This window comes from Kitasatospora sp. NPDC003701 (genome assembly GCF_053587085.1).
Genome location: NZ_JBSFNM010000024.1, coordinates 63,699 through 79,537 on the forward strand (window position 1 = coordinate 63,699; position 15,839 = coordinate 79,537).

General features: G+C 78.0%; 3 protein-coding genes. All 3 read left to right on the forward strand.

Annotated features, from left to right (window positions below; all coding sequences use genetic code 11):
• Positions 1-15: 15 nt before the first annotated feature.
• The 3 genes from ACWDRR_RS23035 (at position 16) to ACWDRR_RS23045 (ending at position 15,831) form a co-directional block, all read left to right on the forward strand.
• Positions 16-2,835, forward strand: coding sequence for an AAA family ATPase (locus tag ACWDRR_RS23035; RefSeq protein WP_449774069.1), 2,820 nt, complete (start codon positions 16-18; stop codon positions 2,833-2,835).
• Positions 2,836-3,221: 386 nt separating this feature from the next.
• Positions 3,222-6,443 (forward strand): type I polyketide synthase, encoded by a 3,222-nt coding sequence (locus tag ACWDRR_RS23040; protein ID WP_449774070.1) that lies wholly within the window; start codon positions 3,222-3,224, stop codon positions 6,441-6,443.
• A gap of 43 nt (positions 6,444-6,486) precedes the next feature.
• Positions 6,487-15,831, forward strand: a complete 9,345-nt coding sequence (locus ACWDRR_RS23045) for a type I polyketide synthase (RefSeq protein ID WP_449774071.1) — start codon at positions 6,487-6,489, stop codon at positions 15,829-15,831.
• The last annotated feature ends 8 nt before the right edge of the window (positions 15,832-15,839 follow it).

The following is a 15,839-nucleotide window of genomic DNA, read 5'->3' on the forward strand; positions in this document are numbered from 1 at the left end:
ACGAGCTGGGCCCGTGTGACGGTAGTCCCTGCGCGGAGAGAGTACGGGGCGGAGTACCGCCCGGCGGATCCGCCGGGCGAGGCCGAGGTGCCGGGGCTGGTCGCCCGTGAGCGGTCGAGCGCCGATCTGGCGGACCTCCTCGACCGGTCGTGCCGGGGCCGCGGCGGATTCGCCCTGGTCAGCGGCCCGGCGGGCAGCGGCAAATCGGCCCTGCTGCGCCAGGTCCTCGGCGAGGCCAGGGCGCGGGGCGCGCTGGTGCTGGAGGCCGCGGCGTGGTCCTTCGAGCGGGACCTCGACATGGGCGTGATGCGCCAGCTCTTCGCCCACCTGGTGCGCTCGCGCAGCGCCGAGGGCGTGCGCTGTCCGACGCAGGACGTCTCCGGGGCGGAGCTGGCTCATCGGCTCTGGTCCGACCTCCGGGAGCTCGCCGCCGAGCGGACGGTGGTCATCGCGGTGGACGACGTCCAGGACGCCGATCTCGCCTCGCTGCACTGCTTGTTGTACTTCGCCCGGCGCGCGGATTCGGCGCGGGTGACGGTGGTGCTGACGGAGGGGTACCACCCCCACTCGTCGCTGGGAGAACTGCGGGGCGAGCTGCCCCGGCTCCGGACGTTCCGCAGCATCGAGCTCAGAGCGCTGTCCCCGGCCGACGTCGAGCGGCTGCTGGCCGGGCGGGTCGGGGCGGAGCGGGCCCGGCAGCTCGTGACGGAGTGTCACGCCGCCACCGGTGGCAATCCGGCCCTGGTGAGGGCCGTGGCGGCGGACTGGGAGGCGCTCGACCCCGGCGCCGCCGCGCCGGGGCTCGGAGCGGCCTACCGCCGGGCCGCGGTCGGCGCCGTCCGGCGGAGCTGGCCCGGGGTCCTCCCCGTGGCGCGTGCGCTGGCCGTCCTGGGCGGTTCCCCCGCACCCGCCTCGCTCGCCCGGCTGGCGGGCGTGGACGAACGCACCGTCGCCCAGGCGCTGCGGACCCTGGAGGCGGCGGGGCTGACCGACGGCCGGGGCCTGCGCCGCGCCGAGGCGCGCGACGCGCTGCTGGACGACATGGACCCGGAGGAACGGGCGGACCTGCACTGCACGGCGGCCCAACTGCTCCACGAGGAGGGCGCGGAGGTCACCGCCGTCGCCGAGCACCTGCTGGAGGTGGGGGAGGGCTGCGGCGAAATGCTGCTGCGGCTGCTGGAGGAGGTGGTGGTGAAGGCGCTGGCGGCGGGTCGTACCGAGCTGGCGGCGGCCTGCCTGCGGCAGGCGGCCGCGGTCTGCCCCGATCCCGGCCGCAGGGCGCGGATCGTCTCCAAGCTGGCCCTGCTGGAATGGCGGCAGGATCCGGAGGTCGCCGCGCGCCACCTGCCGGCGCTCATCGCCGCCCAGGACCGGGGGCAGCTGGGCGGTAGGCACACCGCCCAGCTGCTCCGGGCGCTGCTGTGGCACGGCCGGTTCGAGCCGGTCGTCGAGATCCTCGGCGCGGCCCGACGGGCCGACGGAGGGGAGCCGGCACCGGAACTGCGGCTCGCCCGGCTCTGGTTGGCGCACTCCCACCCCTCGATGCAGGGGCAGCTGCCACCGGTCGAGCTGCACGACACGACCGCTCCCCCGATCGAGCGGGCCTCCGCCCTGCTGGTGGCGGTGCTGTCGGGCCGGGGCGACGAGGAGACCTGCGCCGCCGCCGAACGGCTGTTGGCCCTGTCGGTCGGCAGCGACGGGGAGCCGGAGGCGGCGCTCCGGGCCCTCCAGGTGCTCGTGTACCTGGAGCAGACGCCCAGGGCCCGGAACTGGGCGGCCCGGTTGACGGAGGTGCTCCCCGGCGTGTCCGGGCCCGTCGGGCGGGCGCTGGTGGCCGAGCTCCAGGCGGAGATCGCGCTGCGGTCGGGCGCGCTCGGCGCCGCCGGATCCTGCGCCCGGGCCGCGCTGGCCGCACTCCGGCCGGCCGCCTGGGGGATCGGGTACACCGTGCCGCTGGCCGTGCTGGTACGGGCCCTGACCGAGCGCGGGGAGTTGCTCCGGGCGGCGGAGCTGTTGGAGCTGCCGTTGCACCCGGCGAGCCTGCAGACCCGCTTCGGCCTCCCCTACCTGCACGCGCGCGGGCATCACCGCCTGGCCGGCGGGCACCCGCGCGAAGCCCTGGGCGACTTCCTGACCTGCGGTGAGCTGATGGTCGCCTGGGGCATCGACCACCCCGGGCTGGTGCCGTGGCGCAGCTCCGCGGCGCAGGCGTGCCTGGCGCTCGGGGATCCGTCCGCCGCCGCCCGCTACGCGGCCGGCCAGATCGCCCGGTGCGCGGACGGCCCCGCCCTGCGCCCGCGGGCGCTGGCGCTGCGGCTGCGCGCCGCGACGCTGCCGGCCGAGCAGCGCCTGCCGCTGCTGCGGGAGGCCGCAGAGCTGCTGCGCGACTGCGGGGACCGGCTGGAGCAGGCCCGCGCGGTGGCCGATCTCGCCGACGCGGAGCGGGCGACGGGCCACGGCGACCGTGCCGAGGCGTTCCGCCGCGAGGCGCTGGCGCTGGCCGAGGAGTGCGGTGCCGAACCCCTGGTGGCCCGGCTCGGGGCGGCGGAGCCGGTCGCCGGCGTCGTGTCCGGCGGTGCCGTGTCCGCTCCGGTCGGAACGGCTCCGGTCGCTACGGCTCCGGCCGCCCAGGCGGACGCGGACGCGCAGCTCAGCCGGGCCGAACAGCGGGTGGCGAGGCTGGCCGCCGAGGGCCGGTACAACCGCGAGATCGCGCTCGCCCTGAACGTCACCGTCAGCACGGTGGAGCAGCACCTCACGAGCGTCTACCGCAAGCTGCACGTCAAGCGTCGGGCTCAGCTCGCCGAGGTGCTCGACGCTCCCGGGCACCCCTAACGACCGGGTCGGGCGGACAGGTGACGCGGAGTCAACTCCCCTAGAAAAACAGGGGTTGTCGCCCCGAGCGGATCATTGTGAGACTGCTTGACGTCCGTCTGCGACGACGCGGTCGGCTTTCGGACGAGTGCGCGAGCCCGTGGGTGTGCCGGCGCACCGACCTCCGTCCCGATCCACTGCGGCCTTCGCCCGGTCGCGGTCGGTTCGGCCTGTCCACGCAAACCTCATGAGGGAGCACGGGTGCCCGAGACGAAGCGCCGGTGGGTCCGCCGGCGTGCCTGCGCTGCCGCGCGGCCACTGTTCTGTCCTCCCCGCGCCGGTGTCGGCGCCGAGCCGTACGACCGGCGGCGGGGAGCCGCCGTGTCGCAGCACGCACGGAGGGACCGGTGACGACGGTGCCCGCCACGACCCCGCCCGCCACGACCCCGCCCGCCGCCTGGGACGAGCCGATCGCCGTGATCGGGCTGAGCTGCCGCCTCCCCGGTGGCGCGAACGACCCGGCCGGGTTCTGGGAGTTGCTCGCCCGCGCCGGTGATGCCGTCGTCCCCGTGCCGGCCGGCCGTTGGGCGCCGGATGCCGGGCTCGCCGAGGCGAAGCGCCGCGCCGGACTGCTCGACGCGGTGGACGAGTACGACGCCGCGTTCATGGGTCTGTCACCCCGTGAGGCGGCGCTGGTCGACCCGCAGCAGCGGCTGGCCCTGGAACTGGCGTGGGAGGCCCTGGAGGACGCCGCGCTCGCGCCCGGCGGGCTGGCCGGTACCCGCGCCGGGGTCTTCGTCGGGGCGGTGGCCCCGGACCGCAAGGAGGCCGACGCCGCCGCGACCGACCCCGCCGCGACCGACCCCTACGCGGTCACCGGCGGTCTCACCGCGCTGACCGCCGGCCGGGTCGCCCACCTGCTCGGACTGGCGGGCCCCGCCCTGGTGGTGGACACGGCCTCGTCCTCCTCCCTGGTGGCGGTCCACCTCGCGTGCCAGAGCCTGCGGCTGGGCGAGAGCGCCGTCGCCCTCGCGGGCGGCGTGAACGTGCTGTCCTCCGGAGCCACCACCGCCGCCATGGACCGGCTCGGAACGCTGTCGCCGAACGGTCGGTGCAGGGCCTTCGACGAGTCCGCCGACGGCTACGTGCGGGGGGAGGGCGGCGGTTTCGTCGTCCTCAAGCGGCTCGGCGACGCGCGCCGTGACGGCGACCCGGTCCGGGCCCTGATCCGGGGCGGCGCCGTCAACCACGACGGCTCCGCCACCGGCCTGACCGCCCCGGACCCGGCGGCGCAACGGAGCCTCGTGCAGGACGCGTTGGCCGCCGCGCGGCTCCGGGCCGGCGAGCTCGACCACATCGAGGCGCACGGCACCGGCACCCCGGTCGGCGACCTCGCCGAGCTGACGGCGCTGAGCGCGGTCGTCGCGGACCGCCCGGCCGGTGCGGGCCCGCTGGTCCTGGGTTCGGTCAAGACCAACATCGGACACCTGGAGGCCGCCGCCGGAATCGCCGGGCTGATCAAGGTGGTGCTGTCGCTGGAGCACGAGCGGATTCCGCGCCACCTGCACCTGGCGTCCGCGCACCCCGCGCTCGCCGCGGCCGCCGGCCGGCTGGCGCTGCCGACCGAGGAACGGGCCTGGCCCCGGGGCGAGCGGGTGCGGCGCGCCGGGGTGAGCTCGTTCGGCCTCGCGGGCACCAACGCGCACCTGATCGTGGAGGAGGCCCCGCCGCCGGCGCCCACCCCCGGGCCGGGCGCCGGGACCCACCTGCTTCCGCTCTCCGCCCGCAGCCCGCAGGCCCTGGCCGAGTTGGCCGGCCGCCTTGCGCGGCGGTTGGCGGCCGCCCCCGAGCCCGCGCTCGCGGACGTCTGCCGTACCGCGGGGGAGGGCAGGACGCACTTCGCCCATCGCGCGGCCGTCCTGGCGGACTCCCCGGAGGACGCCCGCTTCCGGCTGCGCGCGCTCGCGGCGGGCCGGGCGGTGGACGACCTCCCCGGGTCGGCGCCGCAGCCGGGGGCGCCGCCCCGGGTGGCGGTGCTGTTCGGCGGGCAGGGGTCGCAGTACGCCGGGATGGGGCGCGGGCTGTACCTCACCGAGCCGGTCTTCCGGGCGGCGGTCGACGAGTGCGACGAACTGCTCGGCCCGCTGCCCGGGGGCCGGCGGCTGCGGTCGGTGCTCCACCCCGGGCCGGCGGAGACCGATGTGCTGGACCGGACGGAGGCGGCCCAGCCCGCGCTGTTCGCCGTCGAGTGGGCGCTGTGGCGGCTCTGGCACTCCTGGGGCCTGCGACCGGACGTGCTGCTCGGCCACGGGGTCGGGGAACTGGCCGCCGCCTGCGCGTCGGGGGCCATGACGCCCGGCGAGGGCATCCTGCTGGCCGCCGAACGCGGTCGGCTGATGCAGGCGCTCCCGCCCGGCGGGGCGATGCTCTCGGTGCGCGGGGAGCCCGCGCAGGTCGCCGCGGCCGGGGCCGCCGCGTCGGCGGGGGCGGTCGCCGTCGCGGCCCACCACCACGCGGGCGAGGTCGTGCTGTCGGGCCCGCGCGACGAGGTCGAACGGCTGGCCCGGACCCTGTCCGGCCGGGGGCTCGACTGCACCGCGCTGCCGGTCCCGCACGCCTTCCACTCGGCGCTCATGGAGCCGGCGCTGGACGCGATCGAGCAGGCCGCCGCCGCGATCGCGCCCGGTGTCCCGAGGACCACCATGGTCTCCACGCTGACCGGGGAGGTGGTCACGGCCCCGCTCGACGCCGCGTACTGGCGGCGGCAGGCCCGGGAGCCGGTCAGGTTCGCCGCCGCGCTGGGCACCGTCGAGCGGCTGGAGGCGACCGTGCTGCTGGAGGCGGGGCCGCACCCCGTCCTGCTCGACCTCGCCGCGCGGGCCGCGGACCGGCCCGAGCGGTTGCTGCGGCTGCCGAGCCTGCGCCGCGGGGCGTCCGACCGGGCCACCGCGCTGCGTGCGCTGGGCGGGCTGTACGCGGCGGGGGCGGAGATCGACTGGGCCCGGGTGGGTGCCGCGCACGGAGTCCGCCGCGGCGGACTCCCCGGCTACCCCTTCCGGCGCCGGCGCCCCGGGAGCGCGGCACCGGCCGACCCGGCGGCACCGGTGGAGCCGGTCGCCACGGCGCCGACGGCGGCCGCGCGGCCGATCGCCGCCGAGCCGGCGGGCCCGGCGGCACCGGTCGCCACCGAGCCACCCGGGCCGGAGCACCCCCTGCCCGACCCGGAGCACCCCCTGCTCGGGCTGGTGCGGAGCGAGGTCGCGGCGATGCTGGGCCACGCCCGGCCCGAGGCGATCGACCCCGGGCTCACCTTCAAGGAACTCGGCGTGGACTCGCTGATCGCCGTGGAACTCAGCCACCGCCTGTCCACCGCACTCGGGCGGCCGTTGCCCGCCACGCTCGTCTACGACCACCCGGTGCCGACGGCCCTGGCGCAGTGGCTGCACACCGAACCGGGCTCCCCCGACGGCACCGGCCTGCCCGGCCCGGAGCCGCAGGCCGACGTGGCGCCGCCGGCCGGCGTGGCGCCGCCCGAGGTCGGCTCCCACATCCTCGACGTCCTGCGCGCGGCCGACGCCGACGCGGTCTTCGCCTTCATCGACCACGAGTTCGGGCCGTCCGCGGGCTGAACGCCGCACCGCCCCCGTCCCTGCCGTGAGTGAGGTCTTCCGAATGGCTCAGCACGACGATCGGCTCCTCGACTACCTGAAGCGGGTCACCACCGATCTGCACAGCACCCGGCAGCGGCTGACCGCCGTGGAGGAGGGCCGGTCCGAACCGATCGCCATCGTCTCGATGGCCTGCCGGCTGCCCGGCGGCGCCGACACCCCCGAGGAGCTGTGGCGCCTCGTCGCCGAGGGGCGGGACGTCATCGCGGGCTATCCCGCGGACCGCGGCCACGACCGGGACCGCCACTTCCACCCCGACCCGGAGCACGAGGGCACCAGCTACGCCGCCGACGGCGGGTTCCTGGGCGATCCGTTCGGCTTCGACGCGGCGTTCTTCGGGATCAGCCCGCGCGAGGCGGCGGCCATGGACCCGCAGCAGCGGCTGCTGCTGGAGACCGCCTGGGAGGCGCTGGAGCGCGCGGCGATCGCGCCGCAGTCGCTCCGCGGCACCCGGACCGGGGTCTTCGCCGGTGTCATGAACTACGACCCCGCCGTCCGGATGGACGACGCCCCGACGGACCTGGGCGGCTACCTGCTCACCGGCACCGCCGCGAGCGTCGCCTCCGGCCGGATCGCCTACACGCTGGGTCTGGAGGGGCCGGCGATCACGGTCGACACCGCCTGCTCCTCCTCGCTGGTCGCCGTCCACCTCGCCTGCCAGGCGCTGCGCCAGGGCGAGTGCACGCTGGCCCTGGCCGGCGGCGCGACCGTGCTCGCCACCCCCGGTCCGCTGGTCGAGTTCAGCAGGCAGCGGGCGCTCTCCCCGGACGGCCGCTCCCGCGCCTTCGGTGCCGGGGCGAACGGCTTCGGCATGGCGGAGGGCGCCGGGCTGCTGCTCCTGGAGCGGCTGTCGGACGCGCGGCGGCACGGACACCCGGTGCTCGCGGTGATCCGGGGCAGCGCGGTCAACCAGGACGGCGCCAGCAACGGGCTGACCGCGCCCAACGGCCCGTCCCAGCAGCGGGTGATCCGGCAGGCCCTGGAGAACGCCGGACTGGCCGCCGCCGACGTGGACGCGGTCGAGGCGCACGGCACCGGCACCGCACTCGGCGACCCGATCGAGGCCCAGGCGCTGCAGGAGGTCTACGGCCGGGGGAGGTCCGCCGACGCACCGCTGTGGCTCGGGTCGCTGAAGTCCAACCTCGGCCACACCCAGGCGGCGGCCGGCGTGGCCGGAATCATCAAGCTGGTCATGGCACTGCGCGCCGAGCGGCTGCCGCGCACCCTGCACGTCGAGCAGCCCTCCCCGCACATCGACTGGTCGCGGGGCGCGGTGGCGCTGCTGGCCGACGAGGTCGCCTGGCGGCGCACCGAGGACCGGCCGCGCCGCGCCGCCGTCTCCGCGTTCGGGATCAGCGGCACCAACGCGCACGCCGTGCTGGAGGAGTCGCCCGCCGAACCGCCGTCCGCGTCGGCCGGGTCGCCCGCCGGTCCGGTGGCGGCGTCGGTGACCGGCGCGGGGCCGACCGCCTGGCCGGTCAGCGCCCGCAGCGCCGAGGCGCTGCGGGCCCAGGCCGGGCGGCTGCACCGGCGGCTGTCGGCCGCGCCCGGGTACGCGCCGGAGGAGGTGGCCCGCACGCTGGCCCTCGGCCGCGCCCACTTCGAGCACCGCGCGGTCGTCCTCGGCACCGGGCCGGCCGAGCTGCTGGCCGGGCTGGAGGCGCTGGAGCGCGGCCTCCCGTCCGACCGGCTGCTCCAGGGAGTGGTCGATCCCGCGCGGCCGGCGGACCCGGCCGGTGCGGCCGCGGCGCCGGCCGGGGAGCCGCTGCGGGCGCTCGCCGAGCGGTACGTCCGGGGCGCCGAGGTGAGCTGGCCGGGGGCGCCGGGCCCGGTGCCGCCGGTCGACCTGCCGACGTACGCCTTCCAGCGCGAGCGGTTCCAACCCCGCCCGCCCGCCCGGGAGTCCGCGTCCGCGACGCGTCCCGCCGCGGTCGACGCCGAGTTCTGGGAGGCGGTCGGCCGGGGTGACGTGGACGCCCTGGCCGGTGCGCTGGACGTCCGCGGGGACAGCACGCTCGGCGAGCTGCTCCCGGCGCTCTCCGCGTGGCAGCGCGGCCGGGAGTCCCGGGCGGTCATCGACGGGTGGCGCTACCGGGTCGCCTGGCGGCCGGTGGCGCCGCCCCCGGGCGACGCCCGTCTCGACGGCGTGTGGCTGGTGGTGCTGCCGTTCGGCGCGAGCGCCGTCCCGACCACCGGGGCGGCGGCCGACGCGGTGCGGGCGCTGACCGGGCACGGGGCCCGCGTCGTGCCCGTCGCGGTCGGCGCCGACACCGGGCGGGCCGCGGTCGCGGAGCGGCTGCGGGCGGCGTCGGCCGGTCCGGAGCACGGTCCCGTCGTGGGCGTGCTGTCCCTGCTGGCGCTCACCGGCGACGACGGCGACGACGGCGACGAGGCCCGCGACGGCGGCCCGGCCGAGGCCGGGGAGCCCGCCGCCACGGCCGGCACGCTGGCCCTGCTCCAGGCACTCGGGGACCTCGACCAGCAGGCACCCCTGTGGTGCGCGACCGGGGGCGCCGTCCAGGTCGGCCGCTCGGACGCGGTGACCCGGCCCGACCGGGCGCGGCTCTGGGGCCTGGGCCGGGTCGCGGCCCTGGAGCACCCGGGCCGCTGGGGCGGACTGGTCGACCTGCCCGCCGCGTCCGACGAGCGCGGCCGGGCCCGGCTCGCGGCCGTGCTGGCGGGGGCGACCGGTGAGGACCAGGTGGCCCTGCGCGCCGACGGGGTGTTCGCCCGCCGGCTGGTGCCCGCGCCGACCGCCGGGCCGGGGCCCGAACGCCCCTGGCGGTTCGACGGCACCGTCCTGATCACCGGCGGGACCGGCGCGGTCGGCGGGCAGCTCGCCCGTCGGCTCGCGGCCGGTGGCACCCGCCGGCTGGTGCTGGCCGGCCGGCGTGGCCCGGCCGCGCCTGGTGCGGCCGAACTCACCGCCGAACTCGCCGCCCTGGGCGCCGAGGCGACCGTCGCCGCCTGCGACGTCGCGGACCGCGCCGCGCTCGCCGCGCTGGTGGCCTCGCTGGAGGCGCGGGGCACCCCGGTGCGGGCCGTCTTCCACGCCGCCGGGGTCGGCGGCACCGTCCCGCTGGCGGACGCGACGCCGGAGCAGCTGGCCGCCACCCTGGACGCCAAGGCGCGCGGGGCCGTCCACCTGGACGAACTCTTCGGCGCCGAGCGGCCGCTGGACGCCTTCGTGGTGTTCTCCTCCGGCGCCGGAATCTGGGGCGGGCGGCGCCAGGGCCTCTACGCGGCCGCCAACGCCCACCTCGACGCCCTGGTGGAACGGCGCAGGTCGCGCGGTCTGCCGGGCACCGCCGTCGCCTGGGGCTTCTGGGCGGGGGAGGGCATGGTCACCGAGGTCGGCGCCGAGCAGCTGGGCCGTCAGGGCCTCGCGCCGATGGCACCCGAGCTCGCCCTCACCGCGCTCCAGCAGGCGGTCGCCGCGGACGAGGGCTGTCTGGTCGTCGCGGACGTCGACTGGCAGCGGTTCGCCCCGGTCTTCACCGCCGCGCGCCCCGGCCCGCTGCTCGCCGAGCTGCCGTGGACGCCGGCCGCCGCCGGGCCGGCGCCCGACGGCGGCCTCGGGGAGCGGCTGGCCGCGCTGTCCGCCACCGAGCGCGACGCGCTGCTGCTGGAACTGGTCCGGGCCGAGGCCGCGGCCGTCCTGCGGCACGGCGGTCCGGACGCGATCGATCCCGCGCGGGCCTTCGACGAGCTCGGCTTCGACTCGCTCACCGTCGTCGAGCTGAGCGACCGGCTGGTGCGGGCGACCGGACTCCGGCTGCCCACCACGGTGGTCTTCGACCACCCCTCGGCGGGCGCGCTGGCCCGGCACCTGGCGGCCGAGTTCGCCGGGGAGCAGCCGGCCGGTGCCACGGCGCCGCCGGAGCGCCGCTCGCAGGAGCCGGACGATCCGATCGCGATCGTGGCGATGAGCTGCCGCTACCCGGGCGGGGTGGAGGACCCGGAGGGCCTGTGGCGGCTGGTCGACACCGGTACCGACGCCGTCACCGGATTCCCGCAGGACCGCGGCTGGGACCTGGACGCGCTCTACGACCCGGACCCGGACCACGCGGGCACGAGCTACGTCAGGCACGGCGGCTTCCTCGCCGACGCGACGCGGTTCGACGCCGGCTTCTTCGGCCTGAGCCCCCGCGAGGCGGCGACGGTGGACCCGCAGCAGCGCCTCGTCCTGGAGACCGCCTGGGAGGCCTTCGAGCGGGCCGGCATCGACCCCCGGTCACTGCGCGGCAGCCGCACGGCCGTCTTCACCGGCGTGGCCGGGCAGGACTACGACGAGCGGCTGCGGGCGACCGACGGCGGCGCCGAGGGCTACCGCCTGACCGGGGTGTCCGCCTCGGTGGTCTCCGGACGGGTGGCCTACACGCTCGGCCTGGAGGGCCCCGCCGTCACGGTCGACACCGCCTGTTCCTCCTCGCTGGTGGCCCTGCACCTGGCCTGCCAGTCGCTGCGGCGGGGCGAGAGCACGCTGGCGCTGGCCGGCGGTGTCACGGTGATGTCGATGCCCACGCTGTTCCTGGAGTTCAGCAGGCAGCGCGGGCTGGCCGCGGACGGCCGCTGCCGCTCGTTCTCCGCCGAGGCCGACGGCACGGGCTGGGCCGAGGGCGCCGGGATGCTGCTGCTGGAGCGGCTGTCGGACGCGCGCCGCAACGGCCACCCGGTGCTCGCGGTGGTCCGCGGCAGCGCCGTCAACCAGGACGGCGCCAGCAACGGGCTCTCCGCCCCGAACGGCCGGTCCCAGCAGCGGGTCATCCGGGAGGCGCTCGCCGGGGCCGGGCTGCGCGCCGGCGACGTCGACGCGGTCGAGGCGCACGGCACCGCCACCCGGCTCGGCGACCCCGTCGAGGCGCAGGCGCTGCTGGCCGTCTACGGACGCGAACGCGCCGCGGACCGCCCGCTCTGGCTGGGCACCCTCAAGTCGAACATCGGTCACACCCAGGCCGCCGCCGGCGTGGCGGGCGTCATCAAGATGGTGCAGGCGATGCGCCACGAGGTGCTTCCGCGGACCCTGCACGCGCAACGGCCCACCCCGCACGTCGACTGGTCGGCCGGCGCCGTCCGGCTGCTCACCGAGCCCCGGCCCTGGCCGCGCGCCGACCGGCCGCGCCGCGCCGGAGTCTCCGGCTTCGGGATCAGCGGCACCAACGCCCATGTGCTGCTGGAGGAGCCCCCGCGGGCCACGACGGCCCCTGAGCCCCCGGCGGCGCCGTCGCCCGCCGAGCGGACCCGGGCCGCCTTCCCGGTCTCCGGGCGCGGCGAGGCCGCCCTCCAGGCGCAGGCCCGCCGGCTGCGCGACCACCTGGTAGCCCGCCCCGGGCTCGACCCGGCGGACGTGGCGTACACCCTGGCGAGCGCGCGCACGAGCTTCGAGCAGCGGGCGGTGGTGCTCGCCGACGACCGGGAGGCGCTGCTGCGCGGCCTGGCCGCCCTGGCCGACGGCGAGTCCGACCCCGGCCTGCTGCGGGGGACGGCCGCCCGGACCCCCAGGACGGCGGTGCTCTTCAGCGGACAGGGCAGCCAGCGGCTCGGCATGGGCGCCGGGCTGGCCGCGAGCCACCCGGTGTTCGCCGAGGCGCTGGACGCCGCCTGCGCCCAGCTGGACCGGCACCTCGACCGTCCGCTGCGCGAGGTGATGTTCGCGGGGCCCGGTACGGACGAGGCCCGGCTGCTGGACCGGACGGTCTACACCCAGGCGGCCCTGTTCGCCTTCGAGACCGCGCTGTTCCGGCTGCTGGAGAGCTGGGGGCTGGCACCGGACCACCTGATCGGCCACTCCGTCGGGGAGCTCGTCGCGGCCCACGCCGCAGGGGTCCTCTCGCTGCCCGACGCGGCCGCGCTGGTCGCGGCGCGCGGCCGCCTGATGCAGCAGCAGCCCGCCGGCGGCGTGATGGTCGCGGTCGAGGCCTCCGAGGCGGAGCTCGCGCCGACCCTGGCCGGCCGCGCCGGGCAGGTGTGCATCGCGGCGGTGAACGGCCCCCGGGCCGTGGTGCTCGCGGGCGACGAGGAGGCGGTGTTCGAGGCGGCCCGGCCGTGGCGCGAACTCGGACGGCGCACGACCCGGCTGCGGGTCAGCCACGCGTTCCACTCCCCGCACATGGAGGGGATGCTCGCCGAGTTCACCGAGGTGGCCCGCGGGCTCACCTGGTCGCCGCCGAGGATCCCGATCGTCTCCAACCTGACCGGCGGCCCGGTGACCGCGGCCGAGATCTGCTCCCCCGCGTACTGGGCGCGCCACGTCCGCGAGGCGGTGCGCTTCGCCGACGGCATGCGGTGGCTGGGCGAGCAGGGCGTGACGGCCTTCCTGGAGATCGGCCCGGACGGCGCCCTCACGGTGCTCGGCCGGGACTGCCTGCCGGAGAACAGCGGCGACCGGGCGCCCGTCCTGGTGCCGGCCGTGCGCGGACCGGTCGGCGAGGCCGCGGCGCTGGCCTCGGCCGTGGCCGAGCTGCACGTGCACGGCGTCGGCTGGGACTGGGCCTCGGTGCTCGGTGCCACCGGCGGGCGCGTCGTCGAGCTGCCGACCTACCCGTTCCAGCGGCAGCGGCACTGGGCCGAGGCCCGGCCGGTCGCCGCACCCGCCGCCGCAGCCGCGGGCGACGGCGCGGGGGCACTCGGCCTCGACCCGGCGGACCACCCGATGATGGGGCTCGCCGTCGAGGTCGTGGGCGGCGAGGGCTGGATGTTCACCAGCCGGCTCTCCCGGGCGGACCACCCCTGGCTCGCCGACCACGTGATCATGGAGACCGTGGTCGTGCCCGGCCTGGCGCTGCTGGAGCTGGCCCTGCGGGCCGGCCGGCAGATCGGCTGCGACCGGGTGGACGACCTCACCTTCGAGACGCCGGTGGAACTGCCCGAGCAGGGCGCCGTCTCCGTACAGGTCTGGGTCGGGGCAGCGGACCAGGAGGGCCGCCGGCAGCTCACCATCCACTCCCGCCGCGACACCGGGGCCGGCAGCCGCGCCACCGCCTGGACCCGCAACGCCAGCGGGGTCCTGGCCTCGGGCCCGGAGGAGCGCCCCGAGCTGCCCGACCTCGGCGTCTGGCCCCCGCGGGGCGCCGTCCCGGTCGACGTCGACGAGCTCTACACCCGGCTGTACCGGCGCGGCTACCACTTCGGCCCGGCCTTCCGCAGCCTGCGCCGGGCCTGGCGGCTGGGCGACGACTGGCTCACCGAGGTGCACCTCCCGGAGGAGTACCGCGCCGAGGCGGAACGCTTCGAGATCCACCCCGCCATGCTGGACTCGGCCGTGCACCGGCAACTGCTGGCGTTCGGCGAGGGCGAGAACGGCGACTCCGAGCACGCACCGATCCTGTTCTCGCTGGCCGGGGTCCGGAAGTTCACCCCGGGGCCGGGATCGCTGCGGGTCCGCCTCTCGCCGATCTCACCGGACGAGGTCACGCTCACCATCGCCGACCAGAGCGGGCGCCTCGCGCTGCGGGTGGAGTCCTTCGTCATGAAGGCCGTCTCCTCCGCACAGCTGCGCGCCACCAGCTCCGGCACCCGGGACGCCGCCCTGCACGTCGACTGGGTGCCGCTGCCCCGGCCGGGGGCCGAGCACGGACCGGACGCCGAGCCGCCGGTCCTGATCGGAGCGGACCAGGGCGCCGCCGCCGGGGGAGTCACGGCGCGGCGGTACGCCGACCTGGCCGGCCTCGCCGCCTCGCTGCCGCCGGGCGCGCCCGGGCCGCGGACGGTGCTCGCCGTGCTGGGCACCGCGACACCGGGCGCCGCCGAGGTCGACGACGTCCACACGGCCACCCGGCACGCCCTGGCCCTGCTCCAGGGGTGGCTGGCCGACGAGCGGTTCGCCGACTCGCGGCTGGTGCTGCTCACCCGGGGGGCCGTGGCGGCGGGCGGCGCCCCGACCGACCTCGCCCACGCCCCGGTCTGGGGACTGGTCAGGTCGGCCCAGACGGAGAACCCCGACCGGTTCGTCCTGGTGGACGTCGACGGGCACCCCGAGTCCTGGCGGGCGCTGCCCGCCGCCCTGGCCGCCGGCGAGCCGCAGCTGGCGCTGCGGGCCGGCGGGCTGCTCGTGCCGCGACTGGCCGGGGCGCCCCGGGCCCGACAGGCGGTCCGCGAGCCCGATCCCGCCGGAACGGTCCTGCTGACCGGCGCCACCGGCGGCCTGGGCCGGCTGCTGGCCCGGCACCTGGTGACCCGGCACGGCGCCCGCCACCTGCTGCTGGTCAGCCGGAGCGGGGCCCGGGCCCGGGGCGCCGACGAGCTGGTCGCCGAACTGGCGGCACTCGGCGCGACGGCCTCCGTCGAGGCCTGCGACGTCGCGGACCGCGCGGCACTGGCCGCCCTGCTGGACCGGATCCCCGCTGCGCGCCCGCTGACGGCGGTGGTGCACGCCGCCGGCGTCCTGGACGACGGCGTGATCACCGAGCTGACCCCGGACCGGCTGGCGGCGGTGCTGCGCCCCAAGGTGGACGCGGCGACCCACCTGCACGAACTGACGCAGGGCCTGGACCTCGCCGAGTTCGTCCTGTTCTCCTCGACCGCCGCCACCCTCGGCGGCCCCGGGCAGGGCAACTACGCCGCCGCCAACGCCTACCTGGACGCCCTGGCGGCGCACCGCAGGGCCTCGGGGCTGCCGGCCCTGTCGCTGGCCTGGGGGCCGTGGGCCGCGGCGGAGAGCATGACCGGCCACCTGGACGAGCTCGACCTGCGCCGGCTGCGCCGGATGGGCCTCGCCCCGCTCTCCGAGGAGCAGGGCCTGGCCCTGTTCGACGCGGCCCGCGAGAGCGAGCCCGCCGCACCCGTCCTGGCCCGGCTGGACACCGGTGAACTCCGCTCCGACCAGGGCGCGGACGTGCCGCCGCTGTACCGCAGCCTGGTGCGCACGAAGGGGGCGCCCGCCCGTCCCGCGGCGGCGCCGCGCCTTCGCGAGCGCCTCGGCGAGACGGGCGCCGGGGACCGCGAGCAGGCGGCGCTGGAGCTGGTCCGCGCCGAGGTGGCGACCGTGCTCGGCCACCCGTCACCGGACGTGGCCGACCCCGCGCACCCGTTCCTGGACCTCGGCTTCACCTCGCTGCTGGCCATCGAGCTGCGCAACCGGCTCAACACGGTGACCGGCCTGCGGCTGCCCGCGACGCTGGTGTTCGAGCACGCCACCCCGGCCGACCTGGCCCGGCACCTCAGCACCCGGCTCGCCCCCGAGAGCCCGGCGGAGCCGGCCGGCCCCTCGGCCCCCTCGGCCCCGGCGGGCCCTGCCGACCCCCGGCACCCCGAGCCCCCGGCAGGGGCCGTGCCCCCGGAGGCTTCCGGCCCTGCCCCCGCCGCCCGGCGGGACCGTCGACCGCTTCTCGAGCTGGAGCTGCTGCCATGACCGCCCGC

Excerpts from the sequence above, each read along its gene's own strand:
- ACWDRR_RS23045 (WP_449774071.1), top strand. The coding sequence starts at position 6,487 with ATGGCTCAGCACGACGATCGGCTCCTCGACTACCTGAAGCGGGTCACC.